20 protein-coding genes are annotated in these 22,801 nt (G+C 67.3%); 9 read left to right on the forward strand and 11 right to left on the reverse strand.

Features of this window, described 5'->3' with window-relative positions:
• The first annotated feature begins 75 nt into the window (after positions 1 to 75).
• Positions 76 to 852 (forward strand): SDR family oxidoreductase, encoded by a 777-nt coding sequence (locus ACFVHY_RS01835; RefSeq protein ID WP_390267612.1) that lies wholly within the window; start codon positions 76 to 78, stop codon positions 850 to 852.
• Complete coding sequence (locus ACFVHY_RS01840) at positions 849 to 1,616, forward strand: crotonase/enoyl-CoA hydratase family protein (RefSeq protein WP_390267615.1); 768 nt, start codon at positions 849 to 851, stop codon at positions 1,614 to 1,616. Before ACFVHY_RS01835 ends, ACFVHY_RS01840 begins: the two co-directional genes overlap by 4 nt.
• 39 nt (positions 1,617 to 1,655) lie before the next feature.
• Here ACFVHY_RS01840 and ACFVHY_RS01845 read toward each other — a convergent pair whose 3' ends face one another.
• From ACFVHY_RS01845 to ACFVHY_RS01855, 3 genes are all read right to left on the reverse strand, one after another.
• On the reverse strand, positions 1,656 to 2,198 hold the full coding sequence (locus ACFVHY_RS01845) for a flavin reductase family protein (RefSeq protein ID WP_390267618.1): 543 nt from the start codon (positions 2,196 to 2,198) through the stop codon (positions 1,656 to 1,658).
• 32 nt (positions 2,199 to 2,230) lie between these two features.
• Positions 2,231 to 3,415, reverse strand: a complete 1,185-nt coding sequence (locus tag ACFVHY_RS01850; RefSeq protein ID WP_390267621.1) for a hydroxylase — start codon at positions 3,413 to 3,415, stop codon at positions 2,231 to 2,233.
• A 136-nt stretch (positions 3,416 to 3,551) separates the two neighbouring features.
• The gene (locus tag ACFVHY_RS01855; protein WP_390267624.1) at positions 3,552 to 4,442 is read right to left on the reverse strand and encodes an alpha/beta fold hydrolase; all 891 of its coding nucleotides are present in this window, start codon (positions 4,440 to 4,442) and stop codon (positions 3,552 to 3,554) included.
• Between the two features lie 193 nt (positions 4,443 to 4,635).
• On the opposite strand from ACFVHY_RS01855, the gene ACFVHY_RS01860 reads away from it, so the two are divergent.
• On the forward strand, positions 4,636 to 5,244 hold the full coding sequence (locus ACFVHY_RS01860) for a cytochrome c oxidase subunit 3 (RefSeq protein ID WP_390267627.1): 609 nt from the start codon (positions 4,636 to 4,638) through the stop codon (positions 5,242 to 5,244).
• A gap of 1 nt (position 5,245) precedes the next feature.
• Positions 5,246 to 5,515 (forward strand): cytochrome C oxidase subunit IV family protein, encoded by a 270-nt coding sequence (locus tag ACFVHY_RS01865; protein ID WP_390267630.1) that lies wholly within the window; start codon positions 5,246 to 5,248, stop codon positions 5,513 to 5,515.
• Between the two features lie 100 nt (positions 5,516 to 5,615).
• Here ACFVHY_RS01865 and ACFVHY_RS01870 read toward each other — a convergent pair whose 3' ends face one another.
• Positions 5,616 to 6,368 (reverse strand): hypothetical protein, encoded by a 753-nt coding sequence (locus ACFVHY_RS01870; protein WP_390267633.1) that lies wholly within the window; start codon positions 6,366 to 6,368, stop codon positions 5,616 to 5,618.
• A 279-nt stretch (positions 6,369 to 6,647) separates the two neighbouring features.
• On the opposite strand from ACFVHY_RS01870, the gene ACFVHY_RS01875 reads away from it, so the two are divergent.
• Positions 6,648 to 7,673, forward strand: coding sequence for a VOC family protein (locus ACFVHY_RS01875; protein ID WP_390267636.1), 1,026 nt, complete (start codon positions 6,648 to 6,650; stop codon positions 7,671 to 7,673).
• A gap of 226 nt (positions 7,674 to 7,899) precedes the next feature.
• Here ACFVHY_RS01875 and ACFVHY_RS01880 read toward each other — a convergent pair whose 3' ends face one another.
• The 3 genes from ACFVHY_RS01880 to ACFVHY_RS01890 all read right to left on the reverse strand — a co-directional run bounded on the left by ACFVHY_RS01880 (position 7,900) and on the right by ACFVHY_RS01890 (position 11,567).
• Complete coding sequence (locus ACFVHY_RS01880) at positions 7,900 to 9,105, reverse strand: cytochrome P450 (RefSeq protein WP_390267639.1); 1,206 nt, start codon at positions 9,103 to 9,105, stop codon at positions 7,900 to 7,902.
• A 97-nt stretch (positions 9,106 to 9,202) separates the two neighbouring features.
• Entirely contained in the window at positions 9,203 to 10,672 is a 1,470-nt protein-coding gene (locus ACFVHY_RS01885; protein WP_390267642.1) for an aldehyde dehydrogenase family protein, read from the reverse strand.
• Between the two features lie 37 nt (positions 10,673 to 10,709).
• On the reverse strand, positions 10,710 to 11,567 hold the full coding sequence (locus tag ACFVHY_RS01890; RefSeq protein WP_390267645.1) for a mycofactocin-coupled SDR family oxidoreductase: 858 nt from the start codon (positions 11,565 to 11,567) through the stop codon (positions 10,710 to 10,712).
• A gap of 268 nt (positions 11,568 to 11,835) precedes the next feature.
• Here ACFVHY_RS01890 and ACFVHY_RS01895 point away from each other — a divergent pair, with 268 nt between their 5' ends.
• From ACFVHY_RS01895 to ACFVHY_RS01910, 4 genes are all read left to right on the forward strand, one after another.
• Positions 11,836 to 13,476 (forward strand): FAD-binding protein, encoded by a 1,641-nt coding sequence (locus ACFVHY_RS01895; protein WP_390267648.1) that lies wholly within the window; start codon positions 11,836 to 11,838, stop codon positions 13,474 to 13,476.
• A 272-nt stretch (positions 13,477 to 13,748) separates the two neighbouring features.
• Positions 13,749 to 15,071: an NtaA/DmoA family FMN-dependent monooxygenase gene (locus ACFVHY_RS01900; RefSeq protein WP_390267651.1), complete on the forward strand. Its 1,323-nt coding sequence runs from the start codon at positions 13,749 to 13,751 to the stop codon at positions 15,069 to 15,071.
• Positions 15,068 to 16,894 carry a flavin-containing monooxygenase gene (locus ACFVHY_RS01905; protein ID WP_390267654.1) on the forward strand — a complete coding sequence of 609 codons (1,827 nt, stop codon included), beginning with the start codon at positions 15,068 to 15,070 and terminating at the stop codon, positions 16,892 to 16,894. The genes ACFVHY_RS01900 and ACFVHY_RS01905 overlap by 4 nt, the downstream gene beginning before the upstream one ends.
• 138 nt (positions 16,895 to 17,032) lie before the next feature.
• Positions 17,033 to 18,271: an ABC transporter substrate-binding protein gene (locus ACFVHY_RS01910; RefSeq protein ID WP_390267657.1), complete on the forward strand. Its 1,239-nt coding sequence runs from the start codon at positions 17,033 to 17,035 to the stop codon at positions 18,269 to 18,271.
• A gap of 151 nt (positions 18,272 to 18,422) precedes the next feature.
• Here ACFVHY_RS01910 and ACFVHY_RS01915 read toward each other — a convergent pair whose 3' ends face one another.
• Genes ACFVHY_RS01915 through ACFVHY_RS01930 form a run of 4 tightly spaced genes read right to left on the reverse strand, consistent with a single transcriptional unit; the run spans position 18,423 to position 22,760 of the window.
• Positions 18,423 to 19,241, reverse strand: coding sequence for an IclR family transcriptional regulator (locus ACFVHY_RS01915; protein WP_390267660.1), 819 nt, complete (start codon positions 19,239 to 19,241; stop codon positions 18,423 to 18,425).
• A 38-nt stretch (positions 19,242 to 19,279) separates the two neighbouring features.
• Complete coding sequence (locus tag ACFVHY_RS01920) at positions 19,280 to 19,990, reverse strand: 3,4-dihydroxy-2-butanone-4-phosphate synthase (protein ID WP_390267663.1); 711 nt, start codon at positions 19,988 to 19,990, stop codon at positions 19,280 to 19,282.
• A 4-nt stretch (positions 19,991 to 19,994) separates the two neighbouring features.
• Positions 19,995 to 20,291, reverse strand: a complete 297-nt coding sequence (locus ACFVHY_RS01925) for a hypothetical protein (RefSeq protein ID WP_390267666.1) — start codon at positions 20,289 to 20,291, stop codon at positions 19,995 to 19,997.
• A 51-nt stretch (positions 20,292 to 20,342) separates the two neighbouring features.
• Complete coding sequence (locus ACFVHY_RS01930) at positions 20,343 to 22,760, reverse strand: CaiB/BaiF CoA transferase family protein (protein WP_390267669.1); 2,418 nt, start codon at positions 22,758 to 22,760, stop codon at positions 20,343 to 20,345.
• Positions 22,761 to 22,801 lie beyond the last annotated feature (41 nt).

Below are 22,801 nucleotides of genomic sequence, written 5' to 3' on the forward strand. Positions count from 1 at the left end.
GCGGGGAGATCGGTGAACGATCGCCGTCCGCCGCGCCCGAATCGTGTCAACGACAGAAAAGGAGATCGAGTCGCGATGCGGCTGACCGACAACACATTTCTCATCACCGGCGGGGCTTCTGGACTCGGGGAGGCCACCGCGTCGGCGATCGTCGAGGCGGGCGGCCGCGTGGTGATCGCGGACCTGCCGTCCTCGGACGGCAAGGTCGTGGCCGACCGTCTCGGCTCGGCCGCGGTGTTCGTGCCCGCGGACATCACGGACGAGGACAGTCTGCGCGAGGCGCTCGACACCACGGCGTCGCACGGGCCGCTCCGGGGCGCCGTCCACTGCGCCGGCCGGGGCGGTGACCGCCTGCGGATCCTGGACAAACAGGGTGCGGCCGCCCCCCTGCAGAGCTTCCGGGACGTGCTGGAGGTCAACCTCATCGGCACCTACAACGTGTTACGCCTCGCGGCCGAACGGGTCGCCGCCGCCGAACCCCTCGACCCCGGCGATCCCGAGCGGGGAGCGATCGTGCTGACCGCGTCGGTGGCGGCTTTCGACGGGCAGATCGGGCAGACCTCCTACACCGCGTCGAAGGCCGCCATCCACGGGATCACACTGGTCGCGGCACGCGATCTGGCCAGCGTCGGGATCCGGGTCAACACCATCGCGCCGGGCACGTTCGATACGCCGATGCTCGCCAGATTGCGGTCGGACATCCGCGACGGACTGGCGACGTCGGTGCCGTTCCCCAAACGGCTCGGCCGGCCTGCGGACTACGCGGAGATGGCGCTGTCGCTGTTGCGGAACCCCTACGTGAACGGCGAGACCGTCCGGCTCGACGGCGCGATCCGGATGGCACCGCGATGACGGCGACCGAGGTGCTGACCGAGGTTCTCGGCGACGTCCTGACCATCACGATCAACCGTCCCGAACAGCGCAACGCGATGACGAAGAGCGCCGCGGAGCACATCGCCACCGCGTTGATCCGGCTCGACGACGATCCCGGCCTCGCGGTCGGGATCATCACCGGCGGACGCGAGACATTCTGCGCCGGGATGGATCTGAAGCGGTTCCAACTGGGCGAGCGGCCGGTCGTCGAGGGGCGTGGGTTCGGCGGTCTGGTCACCGCACCTCCCAGCAAGCCGCTGATCGCGGCGGTGGAGGGCTGGGCGCTCGGGGGCGGATTCGAGATGGTTCTCGCCGCCGACCTCGTCGTCGCGGGTGCGAGTGCCAGATTCGGGTTGCCGGAGGTGAAGCGCGGACTGATGGCCCGGGCGGGCGGGGTGATACGGGTGCCCCGTGTGCTGCCCCGTGCAGTGGCTCTCGAACTGCTCATGACCGGGGAGCCGATGAGTGCCGCGAAAGCCGAACGGTTCGGTCTGGTCAATCGGGTCACACCGGACGGCGAGTCGCTCGACGGTGCCCTCGATCTCGCGCGGGCCATCGCGTCGAACGCGCCGCTCGCGGTGCGTGCGAGCAAGGCGCTCGCCGACGACTCACGGCTGTGGTCCGTCGCCGAGATGTTCGACCGGCAACTGGAGTACACCGATCCCGTGTTCGCCTCGCAGGATGCCAACGAGGGCCCGGCCGCGTTCGCCGAGCGGCGCGCACCGCGCTGGACCGGGCGCTGACCGTCGGGCGCGGGCCGCTGACGGCCGGCCGGCGGGGTGTCAGCGACCCAGGTGACTGTCGAGCAGCAACTGGGCGGTCGAGCGGTAGTCGCCGTATCCGCCTCGGAAGAACAGCAGCGGACCCTTGACCGATGACTCCACCGTGAGGTCCCCGATCCGCCCCACCACGAGGAAATGGTCCCCCAGTTCGACCGTCTTCTCGATCGTGCAGTCGACCCAGGCGACGACGCCACCGAGGATCGGGTTGTCGTGATCCGACCGGGTCCACGCGACGCCGTCGAATCGGTCGACCCCCTTTCTCGCCATCTGCCGGCACAGCCATTCCTGATCGGCCGCGAGTGCGTTGGCGCAGAAACGGCCCGCCTGCAACACCTTCGGCAGAGTCGACGACGACCGGTCGACGAGGAAGGACACGAGGGGCGGATCGAGCGAGACCGAGGTGAACGACCCCACCACCATGCCGACCGGCGCACCGTCGTCGTCATCGATCGTCGTGACGGCGACGACGCTGGTCGGAAAGTTGCCGAGCACGTCGCGCAGATAACGCGACTCGAAGGCAGCGGCAGCGGTGGGGTCGGTCATCGGAACTCCTGACGGGAAGCGAGAACTGGCGGTCAGATGGTGACGAGCATCCCGGGTGGGGTCTCGAGGCCCATCTTGTGCAGGGCGTTGGAGTGGTAGGCGACCCCATCGACGTGGATCATGTGCTGCAGTCCCACGTGCGCGTCGCGCCAATACCGTTGCATCGGACTGTTCTTCCGGATCGCGACACCGCCCGAGCGGGCGAAGATCTCGTCGAGCGCCTGCACCGCCCGCCATGCGCACCGGACCTGATTGCGACGCTGGTTGGAACGCTCCTCGATCGACGGGGTACCGCCGTCCTGGATCAGGTCGTGCAGCCGGCTGACCCCTTCGATGAGCTGGACTCGGGATGCCTCGATCTCGGCGGCCGCTTCACCCGCGGCGTGCAGTACGTAGGGATCGTCGCGGACCTGGACGCCGGTGACCGCCACCCGGTCCTTCTGGATGTCGAGGTGGGTGGCCAGCGCACCTTCGCAGATGCCGATGACCGCGGCGGTGATGCCGAGGGGGAACATCACTCCGAAGGACAGCTTGTAGAGCGCCTCCTCCCGCCCCGACCGCGCCGACGCCGAACCGTCGGAGATGTCGGCCTGGGTGACGGTCCGGTACGACGGGATGACGGCCTTGTCGACAACGACGTCCTTGCTGCCGGTTCCGCAGAGCCCCACCACATCCCATGAGTCCTCGATGAGCTCGTAGTCTGAGCGTGGCAGCACGACGTGCATGACCTCGGGCGGCATGAGCGGCATGCCCTGCCCGTTGCCTTTCATGGCGCCGAGGAAGTCCCACTGGCAGTGATCCGAACCGGACGAGAACGGCCACCGTCCGCTCAGGACGAACGAGTCCCCGTCGACCGGATCGGCGACACCGTTGGGCATGTACGGCGAGGCCACCCAGGTGTCCGGATCCTCGCCCCAGATCTCCTGCTGCAGACGCCGATCCATCTGCGCCAGTTCCCATGGGTGCACGCCGACCACGCCCGCGACCCAGCCGGCGGCGGGATCGTTGGCCGCGATCGCCATCACTGCCTCGGCGAAGTCGCGCGGATGAGCGGCATAGCCACCGAAGTCGGTGGGCTGCAGCAGCCGCATCACCCCGATCTGCCGGAGCAGATCGGCGGTCTTGTCGCTGAGCTTGCCCAACCGCTCGTTCTCCTCGGCCAGCGCCGCCAGCTCCTGGGCGGACTCTTCGACGCGTTTGACCACTTCGTGTGTCATCTCGTCGTTCCCCTTGTCTTTCTCGTGGTGTCTCCCACCTGGCGGCAGGATGATGTGATTGTGTGCCCGCCGCCCGATGCGGAGTCGCCGAATACCGCTCAGTGAGAACAGGTCGTGCGCAGCGGGATTCGGGAGATCAGACGGCTGTCCGCGTCAGGAACTCGCCGACCACGCGTTCGAAGTCGTCCTTGCGCTCCACCTGGATCCAGTGACCGCAGCGGGCGAAGGTGTGCAGCTCGACGTCGGGCAGCCAGCGCGTGGCGAAGTGGGCCTGATCGTAGGGCAGCATGCGGTCCTCGCGCCCCCAGAGCATGAGCGTCGGCGTGGTGATGGACTCGACGTTCTTCCACAGCGGTGTGTACGACTCGCGGAGGGCGGGGTTGAACATCGCTCCGAAGATCGCGCGGGTCCGGTCGAGGACGCCGTCCGCGGTCGCGTTGCTCATCCGCTCGTCGACGAGTTCGTCGGTGACCAGTGACTGATCGTGGACCATCGTCCGGATCCATTCGATCATCCGCTCGCGGGTGGGGTCCTGGAGGAAGGCGAACAGGCGCTGGAAGCCTTCGCTGGGTTCGGTCTGGAAGAGGCTCACCGACAGACCGCCGGAACCCATGATGGCCATCCGCTCCACCCGGTCGGGGAACAGCGACGCCATCTCGGCGACGACCGCGCCGCCCATCGAATTGCCCACGAAGGCCGCGGATTCGGTGCCGAGATGGTCCATCAGTCCGACGATCCGGCGGGCCGAGGCGACGGTGTACACCTCGTCGAGTTCGGGCAGCGCGGTCCCGCCGAAGCCGGGCAGGTCGGGCATGATCACCCGGAACCCGTCGGCGAACACCGGGAGATTGTGCCGAAAGTTCGACCACGCGCTGACCCCGGGCCCGGACCCGTGCAGCATGATCAGGGGCCGGCCACTGCCCGCCTCGTGATAATGGATGTCGAGTCCGTCGATTGTCGCGACGGTGCTGGTCGATTCGTACGTCAGCGTCTCCGGGGGCGCGGTCTGGGTCGGTGTGCTCGTCATCTGAGGGTCCCTTCGCTCGGGTGCGGCTGCATCACGTCGACGCTAGGTTCGGCACCGGCGCCCGTGCGGGCGCGGTACCGGACAGCGGGACCCGAGACGGTGTCGTGCCGGTCTCGGTCACCGGAAGCGGAACCGCGGGTGATGTCCGAATCCGGACAGACTGAGGCAGATCCCACGCGAGGAGCACCGCACGATGAGTGAGTCGACCGTCGAGACACGCGATCGGGCGGACCCGCCGGACGGTGCCGGAACGATCCCGGGCGAGCCGGGACTGTGGGTCTTCCTCCTCGGCGACATGGTGATCTTCGCCGTCATGTTCGTCGCGTTCCTGACCGAACGTGCCGACGACGCAGCGGCGTTCGCAGCGGACCGGGCGTCGGTCGACCTCACGATCGGGCTGACCAACACGATGGTCCTGCTGGTGAGCTCGCTGCTCGTCGTGCTGGCGCTGAATGCTGTCCGGGCGGGTCGATTCGGGTCCGGATCGTGGTACTTCGCCGCCGGCATGGGATGCGCGGTTCTGTTCACCGCATTGAAGGCCGTCGAGTACACGCACCTCATCTCGTCGGGACACGGTCCCGACACCGGTCCGTACTTCATGTGGTTGTTCATCCTCACCGGAGTCCATCTCTTCCACGTGGTCCTCGGGATCGCGGTGCTCGCCGTTCTCTGCCTTCGTGCGCGACGCCGGCTCTCGTCCGAGGGCCCGCGGCGTGTCTTCTACGAGGGCGGAGCCTGCTATTGGCACCTCGTGGATCTGCTGTGGATGGTCCTCTTTCCCCTCGTCTACCTGGTGGCCTGAGATGACAATGAGAACCGCCCTGGCCCAACGTCCGGTGCGCACCTGGATCGTCCTCGTCGTCCTCGCAGTGGTGATCCCGATCATCGGCCTCGAGTTCCACGCCGGCACGGCCGCGGCCGTCGTGATCCTCGGACTGGCGTCCTACAAGGTCCGGCTCGTCGGACTGGATTTCATGGAGTTGCGTGACGCACCTCGGGAGCTGCGGTGGGTGTTCGAGGCCTACTGCCTCGCGTTGTGGCTCGTGCTCGCGGGGTGTCTCGTCCTCCTCTGATGTTCGTCTGCCGACGTCCCGTTCCGACGCAGAAGCACTGTGCTCCCGCCCCGGTCGGGGCGGGAGCACAGTGTGGGAGATCGGGGTCGGTGCGGCGCGGTCAGGCGTGCGTGACGGCGACCTTGTCGAGGTCCGCGTCGGTGTTCTCGGCCTCCTCGCTCTTGACCGCCTTGAGCAGCAGCAGCGGGGTCGAGATCTTCCAGACGGCGTATGCGAGGCACGGAATCCAGAAGGCGAACAGTCCGTTCCATGCGAGCGGGCCCGACATGAAGACATAGATGAACGCACCGGGGGCGAGCACGACCGCGAGGATGAAGTTCAGGTAGCCGAACCAGCGCGGGAAGACCGGCGAGGTGCGCTTGTCGATCAGGACGGCGATTCCGATCACGACGCACTGCAGGCAGAAGATGAAGGCGAAGCCGACGTAGGCGAAGTAGAAGAGGTCGGTGAAGAGTTGCAGGATCTCCGCCGAGCGGTCCTCGGCGCGGTAGGCGGCGGCCGAGAGGATGAACATGGGATAGAAGAAGCCGATCGGCGCGACCACACCGGTGAGCACCTGCGTCATCGAGAGGACACCCCAACCCTTTTCGATGCGGTTCATCTGCCAGCTCGTGGTGACGACGAAGAAGTACTCGAGCGGGATGACGAACGAGCAGATGACCGTCGTCCACAAGATCCCGGAGCGGTTGTCGACGATCCACGCCTTGACCTCTTCGGCGGAGTCCTGCGGATCGATCGGCGGCTGGACCTTGGAGAGCATGAAGAAGCAGACCCCGACGACGGCCATGACGAGAAAGCCGGACCATGCCGAGAATCGTTGGTATTTGTACAGGTATGACTTGTCCACGTCCATGGCATGTCTCCTTCGAACGGTGTGAACCGCGGTCTTCGGCGAGACCGGGTCATCGGTGGGGGTCGTCGCATGACGATCAGGCTCAGTGTGAGCAGTTTCGACGGCCCGACGATGCCCGGTTCCGTTCACCGGGACCATCTCCGCAGCGCATCCCACCGGCCGGCGGGTCGGCGCCGGCCGGTTGAGGGGTACCGCTCAGTGAGATCGTCCGTGCAGCAGCCGAAATGGAGTTCTTACGCTCCACGACAAGGACGAGTTCGAACACTTGAGGAGACAGTCATGACCCAGGAACGGCCGGATCGGCCACGGATCGCGCAATGCGGGGCGGTCGCTCTCGGAACCCCGAAGCTGGAGACCTCCGTGGCCTTCTTCCGTGACCTCCTCGGCATGGAGGAGGTCGAGCGCGTCGGGGAGACCGTGTATCTCCGCGGCTACCAGGAACTCAAACACCACTCACTCGTCCTGTTCCAGAACGACACCGCGACAGTGGATTCCTACAGTTTCCGCGTCGAGCGCCCCGAGGACGTCGAACGCTTCCACGACTCACTGCTCGCCCAGGAGGTGGAGGTCGTCGAGTTGCCGTCCGGCCACCAGGCCGGCCGGGGTACGGCGATCCGATTCCTCGTCCCGCACGCCGGTCATCCCTTCGAGCTGTACTACGACATCGACGCGCCGGCGGCGCCGGAAGAGATCAGCTCGCGGTTGCCGAGCAACAGTTCGCGCCGGCGGGGGCTCGGTGTGCGACGGATCGACCACTACAACATCCAGGCGTCGCCGGAGAATGTCGGTCAGGCCGAACAGTGGCTGCGCGACGCCCTGGGGTTCAAGCGACGTGAGTACGTCTTCGTTCCGGAGAACGACATGCTCATCGCGTCGTGGACGTCGGTCACGTCGCAGGTGCACGACCTCGCGATCGCGATGAGCCTCACCGGCCAGAACGCGCAGATGCACCACATCGCGTTCAACCTCGAGAACCACAGTGACATGTTGGTGGCCGCTGATGTCCTGCGTGACCACGACGTGCACTTCCACTGCGGCCCGGGCAAGCACGGGATCGGCCAAGCGATGTACCTGTATCTCGAGGAGCCCGGCTCGGGTCATCGGATCGAGCTGTACTCCGGCAACTACCACATCTTCGATCCGGATTGGAATGCGTTGGGCTGGACCCCGACCCAGCCCGACGGTATGACCTGGTTCGGCCAGGAACTCGACGTGACCGCCGGCGGCTCGATGTCGACGTCCACGGACTCGGTGTCCTCGCTGACCTCCCTGCTCGGCAAGCAGGTGGCCGGCGCACAAGCCTGACGCCCGGTCGGATCGCCCGCGCACGGTTCGCCGACCACGGCCGGACCGGGCGTCGCCTCTCACAGTCCTCGCGCCCCGGAGACGGTCTCCGGGGCGCGAGGCCGTTTCGTGTCGGGACAGGTTGCGCGAGGCGAACCCGACCGAGCCGTGTCCAGAACACCGAAAGTGCCACCGCCCAACGGCGGTGGCACTTTCGGGAGATCTGTGTTCGGTGTCAGACCCGGGCTCAACCGGTGGTCACGTCCCACTCGAGGAAGATCTTGCCGGTGGGTCCGAGCTGGCCACCGGACTCGGTCGGAGCCGATTCCGGGGACAGCCGGTACTCCGGGATGAGCCGGTGCCACTCCTCGAGTGCGATGCGCAGTTCACGACGTGCGAGATGCGAACCGACGCAGCGGTGCGGGCCCGCGCCGAAGGCGATGTGGTTGTTGGGACTGCGATCGAGTTGCACCTCGCGGGCGTCCTCGAACGCGGTCTCGTCGCGCGTCGCCAGGTTGAGCGGCAGGCACACCATCTCCCCGGCCTTGACGGGACAGCCGGCGATCTCGGTGTCTTCGAGAACCTTTCGGGACGGGATCACGATCGCGTACGCGCGCAGCATCTCCTCGATGGCAGAGGGGATGAGATCCGGATCGTCGACGATCGCCTGCCGGTCCTCCTGGTGGGTGGCGAGGTGCAGGAAGGTGGTGCCCAGGGTGGCGGTGACCGTGTCGAGTCCCGCCATGAACATCAGGATGCAGAACGACTCGAGGTCCTCCTGCGTGGCCGGCTCGCCGTCGATCTCGAAGGCGATCGCCTTGCTGATCAGATCGTCTCGGGGTTCGGCGCGACGCTCGTTGATCAGTCCACGGAAGTACTCGGTCAGCTCGGCTGTGGCCACGGCCCGGCGCTGAGCGGTCTCTTCGGCGCTACCCGAGGCGTGGAGGATCTCGTCTTCCCAATGCAGGAAGGTGTCCAGATCCTCGAAGGGCATACCCATAAGGTCGAGGAAGATGAACGACGGATACTGCAGGGCGAAGTCCTGCATGAAGTCACACGACCCCTTGGCCGCAATGGACTGGATCAGGTCGCGGGCGCGTTCGCGGACCTTGTCCTCGAGACGCTCGACGTGCTTGGGCGAGAACAGTGGATTGAGCTGTTTGCGCCACTGCTTGTGCTCGTCGCCGTCGAGCATCTGGGGGATCCAGCGGAAGGTCGGGTTGGGGTTGAACACCGTGACCGCGCTGTTGGAGAACACCTTCCAGTTCTGGTAGGACCGCAGGATGTCCTCGTACCGGGTCACCACCCAGTGCCCGTTGGCGAACTCGTTGCGGATGATCGGCGCCTCGTCGCGCAGCTTGTCGTAGAACGCGAGCTTCTCGCCGAACGGCAGTTCGGCATAATGGTTGAATTCGTGTACGGGACATGCCGATGCGGGCTCGGTGGTGCTCATGTTCTCCTCCTGGATCGATCGGCCGGCTGGGTCGGCCGTGGTGTGCGGCGGTGATGCGAGGACGCGGGTCCGGCGGACGGGTGCGGTCTGTGTGCGGTCATCCTCCGGCGACACCCCAGATCATCGTCTTCTGCTGGAGGAATTCATCGAGTCCGGCCGCGCCCCGCTCACGTCCGAGCCCGCTCCGTTTGTAGCCACCGAACGGACCGTCGGGATTCATCCCACCGCCCCCGCCGTTCACGGTCACGTATCCGGCCTGCATTCTCTTCCCGATTCGGTACGCGCGCACCGGATCACGTGCCCAGACGCCGCCCGCGAGGCCGTAGTCGCTGTCATTGGCGATCCGGACTGCTTCGTCGTCGTCATCGAACGGCATGATGATCATCACCGGACCGAAGAACTCGCGACGGGCGATGGTCATCGAGTTGTCGACCCCGACGAACAGGGTGGGCTCGACGAAATACCCGGTCGCGAGTCCCGCCGGACGGCCACCGCCGATCGCGATCGTGGCACCTTCGGCGACGCCGGTGGCGATCAGCCGTTCGACGTGCTCCCGTTGCGCGGCGGTGGCGAGTGGACCCATCGACGTGTCGGGTTCGGCCGGGTCCCCGACCTTCACGGCGGCGAGCGCCGCGGTGACGAGTTCGACGAGTTCGTCATGACGCGACCGGTGGACCAGGGTGCGGGTGAGGAACGCACACCCCTGGCCCGCGTGCAGGATGGTGTCGCGGACGACGCCCGGTACGACGCGCGTGAGATCGGCGTCGTCGCAGACGATGTTGGCCGATTTGCCCCCGAGTTCGAGGATCACCTTCTTCAGCGTCGGCGCGGCCTGCTCGAAGACGCGGCGGCCCACGACGTCCGAGCCGGTGAAACTCACGACGTCGACCTGGGGGTTGGCGGTGAGTTCGGCCGCGGCGTCGACATCGCCGGTGACGATGTTCAGGACACCGCCGGGCAGACCGGCCTCTTCCGCGATCTCCCCGAGGACGAAGGCCTCCAGGGGGGTGGACGGGGCCGGTTTGAGAATTGTCGTGCACCCCGCCGCGAGCGCGGGACCGAGCTTCATCAGATTGAGGTACAGCGGAAAGTTCGACGCGGACACCAGTGCTGCGACGCCGATCGGTTCGCGCAGTACGACACCCTGCCCGATGCCGTTGCCGACATGGGGGCGCAGCGGGGTCTCGAACGGGAACGACGGCAGCACCCGTTCGGCCATGTCGCGGAAGTGGGCGATGGGTATCGCGGTCTGGAAGGTCTCGGCACCGATTCTCGTGCAACCGGTCTCGGCGATGTTCAGATCCACCAGTTCGGCATGGCGCTTCTCCATCAGCTCGGCCATGCGGACGAGTACGGCCCCGCGGTCGGCGGGTGACATGTGCGGCCACGGCCCGTCGTCGAACGCACGCCGCGCCGCGTCGATCGCCCGCACGGTGTCGCCGACACTGCCGGCTGGTGCCACACCGATCGCGTCCTCGGTCGCGGGGTTGATGACCGGTTCCACCCTGCCGGTCTGCCCCTCGACCCATCTGCCGTCGATGAACAACCGGCGGTATTCCTTGATCATCGGGGGATCCTCACTGCTCGGGGTCGGCGGCGCCGCGTCAGCGGAGCGAGTACGGATTGGTGTGCACCAGAGCCGCGCCCGCGTCGACCTTCAGCTGCAGGCCGGTGACGAACCGTGAGTCGTCGGAGGCGAGGAACACCACCGCGGCGCTGACGTCGGAGGGCTCGACCCAGGGGACGCCCATCGGTTGATTCGTCGCGAACGCGTCCACCGTGTCCTCCCGGGTCGGGGCTTCGAGGTCCGGGCGGAAGACGTGGTACATCGGATCGCTGTGCAGCATGTCCGTGTTGCAGTTCGTCGGGTGCACACAGTTCACCCGGATGGACTCGGGTGCCAGGGCGAGGGCGCAGTCGTGCACGAAGGTGGCCACCGCACGTTTGGCGTGGCTGTAGCCGAAACCACCCGGGCCGAGCACATCGGTGCCGCTGCCCTTCATCAGCGCGGCCACCGAACCGGTGGCGATGATCGACCCGCCGGCCGACAGGTGCGGGTACGCGGCACTCACCGTGTTGACGACGCCGACGAGATCCACGTCGACCGCGTCGAGAAATGCCTGCCGGGGCACGTCTCCCAGCGGACAGATCCCGGCGTTGGCGACGACGATGTCGAGTCGGCCCAGCTCGGCGACACCCTCGGCGATCGCGTTGCGGAGCTGCTGCGGTTCACGCACATCCGCGACGACGGGGAGGCATCGGCGGCCCTCCTTCTCCACGGTCCTCGCGGTGTCGTTCAGATCGGCCTCGGTCGCGAGGGGATAGTCGTTGGTCGCGATGTCGGCGCAGCGGTCCAGGGCGATGACGTCCGCCCCCTCGGCAGCCAGAGCCGTTGCGTGACTACGCCCTTGACCGCGAGCCGCGCCGGTGACCACCGCAACCCGGCCGTCGAGCTTTCCCATCGTGGCTGTCTCCTCTTGTCGAGCTTTCCCGGGCCAACAGGGGCAGGTTCGCAGTTCACGCCTACCCGCGCGGGTTCGGGTCCCGGTCATCGGGACCTTCGGCAGCAGGGTCGACGGGCCACGCGCCCGGTGGTTCTCACTGAGCGGGAGAAGCGCCCGGGCCCGACGATGTGCCGTCCAGACTGTCGGAGGTCCCACACGGTCACCGATACCGCGGCCCGCCGGACCCTCCGGGATGGACGCCGCACATGAGCACAGGAGGAGATCCATGAGCGAGCACGAGGAGAGCTACGACGTCGTCGTCGTGGGTTCTGGCGGGGGCGGGATGATCGGCGGTTACCTCGCCGCCGCCCGCGGTCTGCGCACACTGATCATCGAGAAGGAGGCCCAGGTCGGCGGCACGACGTCGTACTCCGGTGCCGGACTGTGGTTCCCGGGCAGTGCACCGACCCACCGAGCCGGCGTCCCCGACACCGACCTCGACGTGGCCCGGGAGTACCTGCGTGCGGCGGTGGACGACCCGACCCGCGAAGCGTTGCAGGACGCCTACCTCGCCGCGGGCGTCGCGCTCATCGACGAGCTCGAGAGCAATCCGCGGTTCGGCGAGTTCAGCCATGCGCCGGTTCCGGACTATCTCGCCGACCGGCCGGGTGCCACGCCCCACGGCCGTACCGTCTTCCCCGCCCCGATCAGCCCCGGCGAACTCGGCGACGACCGGGCCGCGCTCGTGCGCAAGTCGATCTACACCGAGCGGTACGGACACTCCGAGAACGAGATCCTGGTCGGGGGACGCGCGCTGATCGGTCGGGCGCTCGCGGCCTTCCTGGAGACGGGAAACGGTGTCCTGCAGACGAGTACCGCTCTGACCGGACTCGTGGTGGAAGACGACCGGATCGTGGGCGTCGATGCGGTTCGCGCCGGCGAGCAGGTCCGGTTCCGGGCCGGACGCGGAGTTCTGTTGGCCGCCGGCGGTTTCGAGCACAACGCCGAACTGCGCGCGAAGTACGGCACCCTGCCGTCGACTGCCGAATGGTCCGACGGCGCGGACGCCAACGTCGGTGACGCCCTGACGGCGGGCATCGCGGTGGGAGCCGCGACCGATCTCCTGGACGAGGCATGGTACGTGCCCGGGACTGTCCAGACCGACGGGAAACCGTTGTTCCAGACGGGAATCCGCGGCGGGATCTGGGTGAACGGCGCCGGCCGGCGTTTCGTCAACGAATGCAGCCCGTATGACCAGGCCGGCCACGCCATCCGCGACGGCGAGCGCACCGGCGAGGGTACGCACGCCCCGTCGTACTGGGTGCTGGACCACAAGACGATCGAGCGGGACGGGTTCGGGGCCAAGGCGCCCGGTGAGCAGATCGATCCGGAGTGGTTCGAATCCGGCGCGCTGAAGAAGGCCGACACGCTCGAGGAACTCGCCGGTCTGATCGGCGTCCCCGCAGACGAGTTGACCGAGTCCGTCGCGACGTTCAACGGGTATGTGGACAGTGGCGTCGACGAGGCCCACCACCGAGGTGAGACCGCGTGGGACCAGATGTTCCAGTTCGTGGTCGGCTATCCGGCGCTGCCCGAGCAGAACTACATCGTGCCGATCGAGGCCGAGGGGCCCAATCCGCTCATCACCGCCCTCGACACCCCGCCGTACTACGCGGCGACGATCCTGTTGAGCGACATCGGCACCAAGGGCGGACTGAAGACGGACCCGAGGGCGCGTGTCCTACGCCCGGACGGCACACCTATCCCCGGTCTGTACGCCACCGGCAACACCATGGCCGCCATGTCGGGTGCGGTGTACCCCGGCGCGGGGACACCGATCGGTTCGTCGCTGGCCTTCGCCTACCAGGCGGTCGTCGATCTCGCCGGCGCCGACCTCGCCGACAAGACCGGTTCCGTGTCGGGCTGAGCTGCTCTCACACGATGCAGGGCCATGGACCCCCCGACGGGTCCATGGCCCTGCGCCGTCCGGGCAGATGCCGGTGATCTCGACGATAACGCCTGATACAGGCCACTTTTGGACGGTCTCATCTACCGGGACCGATCGAGCTGACCGCGGCTGCCCACTCTTACGCTGAGCCCAGGCTTGCGGGTCGTGCGGGTCAGGACCCCTCGACCATCAGCACCGCGAGGCCGATTCGCCTCGAACGTCGAAGACGGAGAGCAGAAGACGGAGAGCAGATGTCACAGCAACGCTACCTACACTTGAATCTGGTCGGCAACGAGATCAACCACCACCAGGGTGCTCCGGCCTATGAGCGCGACAACGGCGTCGGTCCCAGTCGCCGCAACGCCTACCTGCCGATCCTGGAGATGGGTGAGCTCGCCGAAGAGGGGCTCTTCACGGCCATGTTCCTCGGTGACATCGCCGGTACCGCAGGTTCTCCCGCCCCGGACGGCGGCCCCCCGGAACCGATCACCGCCTTCGCCGCACTCGCCCGGGACACCCGCTACCTCGGTCTCATCGCGACGGCCTCGACCTCGTTCTACGACCCCTACAACCTGGCACGACTCCTCGCCTCACTGGATCAGATCTCCGACGGGCGGGCCGGTTTCAACGCCGTCACCAGCGTGAGCGAGGAATGGGCGCTCAACTACAGCCGTGAGGGACACCCGGACCGACAGACCCGCTACGCGATCGCCGATGAATTCCTCGACGTCGTCACCGGACTGTGGGACAACCGCGAACTCCGATACGACGCCGACGGTATCCGCCGGTTCTACGCCGAGCCGATCAACCACCAGGGCAAGAACTTCCAGGTTCTGGGCCCGCTCAACGTGGCGCCAAGCCAGCAGGGCCGGCCGCTGATCGCGCAGGCCGGCGGGTCGGGCCCCGGCATCAGGGTCGCGGCGAAGCACGCCGAGATGGTCTTCACCAACGCCAACACCCCCCAGCAGGCGGCCGAGTATCGCGCCGCACTCGATGCGGCGCTGGTCGAGGCCGGGCGCCGAGCCGGGAGCGTCCCGCCCATCCCGGGTCTGATCCCGTACCTGGGCCGCACCGCCGACGAAGCACTGGAACGACAGAAGGCGCTCGACGAGTACGTTCCCTACGAGCTCTACGCCCCGTTCGCGCTGATCCAGTTCGGCCTGGAGTACACCTTCGACGACATCGACGATCCGTTCCCGGTCGATCAATTGCCGAAGCCGGAGGACGTCGCCGACACGATCAAGAGCACCTATGGCAACTACGTCGGGCTCTACACCTGGATCACCGAGCGTCCGGGTGTCACCGTTCGTCAGGTCACCGCGCAATCGCTCGCGCAGGGCGGCGCCCAGCACCGGAAGTTCGTCGGCTCCTACGACGAGTTCGTCGACGACCTCGCGTCCTGGCACGCGGACGGACATGTGGGCGGTTTCAACCTGATGTTCCCGACCGGGGTGGTCGCGATCCGTGAGTTCGTCGACGAGGTGGTTCCCCGCCTGATCGACCGTGGGATCTATCGCGGCACACCCGATTCGCGTCCCCTGCGGGAACGTTTCAGCGGCGGGGAGAGCAAGTGAGCGCGGCGATCGCCGATCCGGGGCCCCAACCGGAGACCTACGATCCGGACTGGGTCCGCGCGAAGTACGCGCATGAGCGGGCCAAACGACTGCGCCCGGATTCCGTCGGGCAGTTCATCGAGGTGACAGCGGAGTTCTCCCACTACGCCGACGATCCCTACACCGAGCGGGTGGAGCGCGACGCGGTGTCCGACGAGGTCGGAATCCTCATCATCGGAGCGGGTCTCGGCAGTCTCCTCGCCGCGGTCCGGCTCCGTGAGGCGGGGTTCGACGACATCCGCATCGTCGACAAGGCGGGTGACGTCGGCGGGACCTGGTACTGGAACAGATACCCGGGTGCGCAGTGCGACATCGAGTCCTACATCTACATGCCGCTGCTCGAGGAGCTCGGCTACATCCCGAAACGGCGCTACGCGTTCGGTCCGGAGATCCGGCAGCACTGCATCGCGATCGCCGAGCACTTCGATCTCTACCGGAACTCCCTGCTGCAGACCGAGGTCACCGGGATGGTCTGGGACGAGCAGGCGCGGCGCTGGACGGTGTCCACCGATCGCGGTGACTCGGTCGCCGCCCGGATCGTGCTGGTGTCACCGGGACCGCTGAGTCGTCCGAAGCTGCCCGGCATTCCCGGGATCAACGAGTTCGAGGGGCACACCTTCCACACCAGCCGGTGGGACTACGGGTACACCGGTGGCGACGAATCGGGCGACTTGACCGGACTCGCCGACAAGAAGGTCGGGATCGTCGGAACCGGTGCGACCGCACTGCAGTGTGTTCCGCACCTGGGCCGATCGGCGGAGAAACTGTATGTCTTCCAACGCACCCCGGCCGCCGTCGATGCCCGCAACGACCGGCCGACCGACCCCGAGTGGGCTGCGTCGCTCACCGCGGGTTGGCAGCGCGAGCGGATGGAGAACTTCACCCGGATGACCGCCGGGATGGGCGCCGACGTCGACCTGGTCGACGACGGATGGACCAAGGTCGCCGTCGAACTGACCGGCCCGGCGGTGATGAAGGAGATGGAGCGCCGGGGCGGCGCGATGACGATGGAAGAGATCGGGGAGTTCCTCTACGAGGAGGACTTCAAGTCGATGGAACAGGTCCGCAGGCGGATCGAGTCCATCGTCGACGATCCGAGAACCGCACAGGCGTTGCTGCCCTGGTACAAGCGGCAGTGTAAACGTCTGAGTTTCCACGATTCCTATCTGCAGACCTTCAACCGCGACAACGTCGAGCTCGTCGACACCGACGGCCGCGGCCTCGAGCGTCTGACCCGGGACGGGGTCGTCGTGGATGGCACCGAGTACAAGGTCGACGCCCTGGTCTTCGCCACCGGGTTCGAGGTGGCCACCTCCTACACACGCCGGACCGGATTCGACATCACCGGACGAAAAGGTTTGCGGCTCAGTGAGAAATGGGCGAAAGGACCACGCACTCTGCATGGCCTGCTGACCCATGACTTCCCGAACTGCTTCTTCCTCGGGTACACCCAGACGGGCATCGCGCACAACTACGTGCACACCGCCGATGAACGTGCCCGCCACGTCGCCTACATCCTCGCCGAATGGGCGGGCAAGGGTGCCACGCTGGTGGAGGCCGAGGAATCGGCGGAGAACGAATGGTGCCGGGTCATGGCCGAGAGCTCGGAGATGGGCAAGCAGTTCTTCGCCGACTGCACGCCCAGCTACCTCGATGCCGAGGGGAACACCGACAACCCCGACAGCCTCCTGTCCGCCGGCTACGGCGGAGGCCCCGTCGCCTTCTTCGAGATCCTCGAGAAATGGCGTGCCGCTGAGACACTCGAGGGGGTGGACCTGGCCTGAGTTCACCGCCCACGCTCTCGCCGCTCCATGACCGGGAACCTCGCACGGCCGGCGCCGTGCGAGGTTCGCTCTCTCCCGGTCCCGGCACCTCGGCACGTAACAAATCACCCATCGACTCTCGGTAAGGACCATGCGCAGATGAAACTCAACAGCGGCCTGCGGGCCGCAAACCTGGTGGCTGCCACGCTGGCCATCGCCGCAGCCTCGACACTCGTCGGCTGTAGCAGTGACGACACCTCAAGCGGCGGTGGTGATTCCACGTCCGTCGCGGCTCCGCCCGGATCGTTCCCCGGTAAGGCCGCAACCGGTGAGCCGGTGAAGATCGGTCTGATCAACCCCGAGGACGGCCCCGCGATCTCGCAGCCGGAGAACCGGGAGGCCGCCGAGGCGGTGGTGACCTACGCGAACGAGAACACCGGCGGCATCGGCGGCCGCCCGATCGAACTGGTTGTCTGCAAGAACCACGAGGACCCCGCGTCCGCGCGGAACTGCGCCAACCAGATGGTCGAGAACAAGGTGTCGGCGGTGGTCGTCACGGCGACCGCGATGAGTCCGGTCATGGTGCCGATCATCAGCTCTGCCGGCATCCCGTATGTGTCGGCAGTGGGCAGCGGCCCGGAGAACACGGCCGACGACGCGTTCATGTGGTCGGGCGCCTCCATGGCCTACGCCTACATGGCCCAATACGCGAGCGAGCAGAACCTGAAGAACGTGACCGCCTACACCATCGATGTCCCGGCCGGGATCGCCGGCTTGCAGCGCGTGGCCGAACCGGCGTTCGACGCGAAGGGGATCGGGTTCCGGATCGTCCGGATCCCGCCCGGTACCCCTGAGGTGAGTCCGCAGGTCAGCGCGGGGCTCGACGACGGTACCGATGGTGCGATAGTCGTCGGCGACACGACACTGTGTATGTCGATCTTCTCCGCTCTGGGCACTCTGGGGGCGGATGTGGTCAAGATGACGCCGCAGTCCTGTGCGAACTCGCAGGTCCGCGAGAAGGTGGGGGCCTCGATGGACGGCACCCGCGTGTTCAGCACCGCCGACACCGTGTCCGACGATCCGGAGACGCAACTGTACCGGGCGATCATGAGCCGGTACGCCCCCGACACCGACCCGTACGGATACGCGGTGACCGGTTATCAAGGCATGCTCGGTCTGGTCCGTGCACTCGACGGCTGGGACGGTGCCGATGCCTCGCCGGCGACGATGATCACCACCATCCGCACTGCCGAGAATGTGAAACTCCCTGCCGGACATGGATTGACGTTCACATGCGACGGTAGCGCGCAACCGATGCTCAAGGCCGTGTGTGGCAAGGGGGCGATCGTGCTGACCATCGAGGACGGCCAGCTGGTCGATCCACAGGTCGTTCAGTGAGTGCCTCGACCGGCGTGCCGACGACATGACAGAGCAGTCCGGTTGCCGGGGAGGCCCTCGGCAACCGGACTGCTGATCCGCACCCGGTGTTCGTGGTTCAGGAGTGTGGTGAGATGGGTGGCCGACACCGCGATCGCCGTCGGCCTCGTGGTCAGTACGCCTCGTGTGCGCGACTCAATGCGTCGGTGATCGCGCGGGCGGCCCGCATCACCAGCGGTGCGAGTGGCTCGAGCGCACAATCGCTACGGGTCACGATGGAGACCGCACCCACCGGTTCGGCCCCGTTGCGTACGGCGCCGGCGACGCACGCCAGGTTGTCGAAGCACTCTCCGCGCTCCACTGCAAGTCCGCGACGCGCTCGAATCCGGGCCAGCTCCTGGTGCAACCGCGCGATGTCGCGGATGCTGTGGGCAGTGCGATGACCGGTCACGCCTGTTCCGAGGTACTGATTGTCGACGTACTCCGGGGTGAGGCCGGCGAGGATCGCCTTGCCCGCGGCCGTACAGTGCGCCGGTGCGCGGCCGCCGACCTGGCCCGGCATCCGGCTGCCGGTTCGGCCACCGAACGTGTCGAGGTAGTAGATCTCCGAACCGGCCAGGGTGGAGAGGTGGACCAGCGCGCCGGTGCGTAACGCCAGCGGCTGTAGGACATCCGCGGCGGCGGTTCGCAATTCGTGCTGGGCGAGTTCACGGCCGCCGAGCGTGAGGGCGCGGCTGCCCAGACTGTAGTGCGTCCTCGCGTGGATCAACCAGCGGCACTGCACCAGTTGATCGAGGATGCGATGCACCGTCGAGCGCGGGAGCCCGGTGTGCTGGGTTACCTCGTCGAGGGTCAGCCTCGCCATGGGCCGGTCGAACGCGCCCATGATCAGCGTCATCCGCTCGACCATCGACAGCGGCACAGTGTTCGGGGTGCCGAGGGGAGTCGTCTCCTCGGTGATCACGGAGTCGTGAGTCAGCAGGGTGGTCATCGTGCACCGTCCAATGCAGTGTGCCCAGCAACGCTGGGTCAGGGGTTGGTGGTCATGGCTGGAGTCGGAACCCGCGCCGGGGAGTCGGTCACCGTCCGGAGTCGGGCGACGTCCGCCAGGTCGGAATCGGAGATGATCGTGAGTCCGAATTCGGCGGCGAACCGGGCTGCCTCGGCATCGGAGAGTCCGGACGCATATGGGTCGGCGCTGACGACGGTGGCGAACACCGCGGCGATGGAGCCGGCCCGTTCCGCGAGGTCCAGTGCGATGGCCGCCGAGTCGTGCCGGCGGGGATGCGCGGCCACCCGGACCGGGAGGACGTGGCCCGGCCGCGTCAGGTTCTCCCTTGTCGTCGCCGGTGACCCGAGCAGGGCGATGGTGCGGGACCGATCGGCGGCGGAGATCCCGGTCCCGATCCCCTCGGCCGCGTCGACTCCGACGCACTGTTGTGACGCCAGCCGGTCTGCGCCGGGCGCCACCGGGGGGATCTGCAGCGTTTCCGCCCGCGAATCGCGCAGCGCCACCTGGAGGAACCCGCTCGTGTGTCGCACGAGGAAGGCGGTCTGGATGGTGGTCAGGCGATCGGCGGCCGCGACGAGATCGAATCGTCCGGGGTCGCCGGGATCGGCGCGGAGCATGACGACCTCGCCGCACGCGAGTCGACGCACCCCCTCGGCGACGGAGACGGCACCGGCCGGCGGCATGCCCCGACCGGACGCGGGCAGATCGAGCAGTGAGCCGCTATTCATCCGTTCAGTCCGATGCCGGTAGCGGGGTGGCGGTCTTGATCTCCAGCGCGACGCCGGCGATCGCCAACACGCCGGGACCCGGCTTGGTACACAGGAGTTCGACGGCCCCGTCCGGGGTGCAGTACCGCTTGCCGAGCTGGGTCGCGATCCCGGCATCAGTGGTCGCCGCCGCCGCCGACGGGGTCTCCGACATCTCGGTACCGCCGCAGGTCAGATCCAGATCGTCGTCGCCCCAGCGGATGACGACCACGGAGGTGGTGTCCACCTGGCTGAACAGCGACTTTCCGGGGGTGGGTCTCATGGCTGCGCCTTTCTGTTCGCGTGCATTGCGTGTCCGGACGTTCGTGATGTCTCAGAACGTGACCGAGTTGCCGATGATCCTGTCCTGCTCGAGTTGTTCGATGTCGTTCTCGGACAGTCCGATACCGAGGAACACCTCGGCATTGTGTTGGCCCAGGGTCGGTGCCGGCCGAACCTCGAGTGGCGTCGGCAGACCGGCGAAGCGGACCGGGATCGTACTGTGGGACGCCGTCGGATTGACCGGGTGTTCGACCTGCACGAAGAAGTCGCGTGCGGCCAGCGGCGGCAGTTCGGTCTGCCGGTGCGGTTGCATGACCTTGGCCACGGGAACCCCGGCCGCCCAGAGGCGTTCGACGATCGTGTCGCTGTCGAGTTCGCGGCACCAGGCGCCGAGGTGATCGTCGATCAGATCGTGGTGTCGTCGTCGGCCGTCGGCAGTGGCGAGGTCGGCGTCGCGAGCCCATTGCGGATCGTCGAGTGCCTCGCGCAGGGCTTCCCACTGCAGGTCGGTCGCGACCGCAATGGCCACCCAGCAGTCGTCGCGGCCGAACTCGTCGGTGCCCGCGGCCTGGTACAGGTTCTGCGGTGCTGCAGCCGGACCGCGGTTGCCGGCGCGCATGAGGGTCTGCCCGTAGGCCGAGTGCTCGATCACCTGTTCCGCGGACACGTTCAGCGCGGCGTCGATCATGCTCGCCTCGACGAGCGTTCCCTCGCCGGTGCGGTCGCGGTGTTCGAGCGCCAGCAGCAGGCCGTTGAGCGCATGGATGCCGGCGTTGGGATCGCCGATCGAATACGGTTCCACCGGATTCTGCTCCGGGTGTCCGGTGAGCCAGGTCAGGCCGGAGGCGTCCTCGATGACATAGGCGAAGGCCGCCTTGTCCCGCCACGGCCCGTCGAGACCGAACCCCGGCATCCGAACCATGATCAGCTCTGGGTTGAGGGCCCGGACGGAGTCGTAGTCCAATCCGACCTGCTCGAGGACGCGCGGCGTGTAGTTCTCCACCAGCACATCGCAACTCGTGATGAGGTCGCGGAGCAGTTCCTGTCCACGCTCGGTCTGGATGTTGACCGTGACACCCTTCTTGTTGGTGTTGAGGCCGGCGAAGATCGGCGACTTCTCCCACCAGGCGTCCTCGGTGAAGGGGACGCCGGCGATCATCCGCGTGCCGTCCGGGCGCGTGGTCGATTCGACGTGGATCACCTCGGCACCGAGCAGCGCGAGGATGTGGGTGCACGACGGTCCGGCCCAGAACGCGGTCATGTCGAGCACACGCAGCCCCGTGAGTGGCAGGGTTGTGCCCTGATCCGTGTGATCCGCTGCTGTGCGAGCGGATTCGACGCCGGCGTCTTCCGTCGCCCGGTACCGGTCCGTGTGCTCGCCGAGCAACGGCGCCGGATCCGGCGGTGCCAGGTCGAAGGAGGACATCCGGTACGGCGGGCCGGGCTGGCTGAATCCGAGGGCGGGATTCTTGACGAACGAGTCCCTGGCGTCGAAGTGCGGCAGCCCGGTCAGGTTCGCGCCGTTGGCGACATGCGCGTTCGGGATGCGGAACGTGGTGGCCAGTTCGCACACCTCGTCGACTGTCCGCTCGGCGATCCACGCGTAGATCTGGGGGGCGAGTTCGAAGGCGCGGGCGGTGATCGCCAGTGGGGCATCGGGATCGACCCATTCCGGGTGACCGACCATCACGCACAGATCGGACCATTGCTGTGCGGTCGCACAACCGAGGGCGACCATACCGTCGGCGGCCTGCGAGACGCCGGGAACGAAGATCATGCGTTCGGAGCGGAACGGACGGCCGCTGATCTCGAGGAAGCTCACCGGGTGGTAGGTGAGACCGAGGATCTCGGTCTCCAGCATCGACAGATCGATCAGTTGCCCCGATCCGGTCTGCTTGCGGTGACGGAGCGCGGTCAGGGTGGCGGCGGATGCATGGGCGCCGGCGAACCACTCGCCGATCTGACCGCCGACGTGGACCGGTGCCCGGTCCGGTGCGCCGCGGCCGAGTCCGACGATGCCGCCGGACCAGGCCTGGATCGTGAATTCCGTTGCGGGCCGGTCACTCCAGGGGCCGTCGAGCCCGAACGGTGTGATCGCCGTGACCACCAGGCGTGGATGCGCGGCGGCGATCGCCGACGGCGACAGCGTGCCTGCGAACGGGGAGTCCCGCGACCAGATGACCGCGTCCCCCTCGGTCAGCAGGGCGTCCAGGTCCGCGTCGTCGGCGGGATCGACGACGACGCTCTTCTTGGTACACGCCAGGTAGTTGAAGAGCGCACCACCGGCCGTCGTGTCGACTGGTGAACCCGATGCCGACCACTTACGCATCGGATCACCCTGTGGCGGTTCGACTTTGATCACCTCGGCGCCGCCGTCGGCGAGGAGTTTGGTGCAGTATGCGCCGGCGATCCCCACGGACAGGTCGATCACGCGGTATCCGTCCAGAGGCGGGCGGGTGCTGGTGGACATCGGTGTTGCCTTCCGCAGAGGAGGTGAGAGGTGGGGGGAGG

The sequence above is a fragment of the Gordonia sp. NPDC127522 genome, assembly GCF_042672305.1.
In the GTDB taxonomy this organism is placed as follows: Bacteria; Actinomycetota; Actinomycetes; order Mycobacteriales; family Mycobacteriaceae; genus Gordonia; species Gordonia hongkongensis.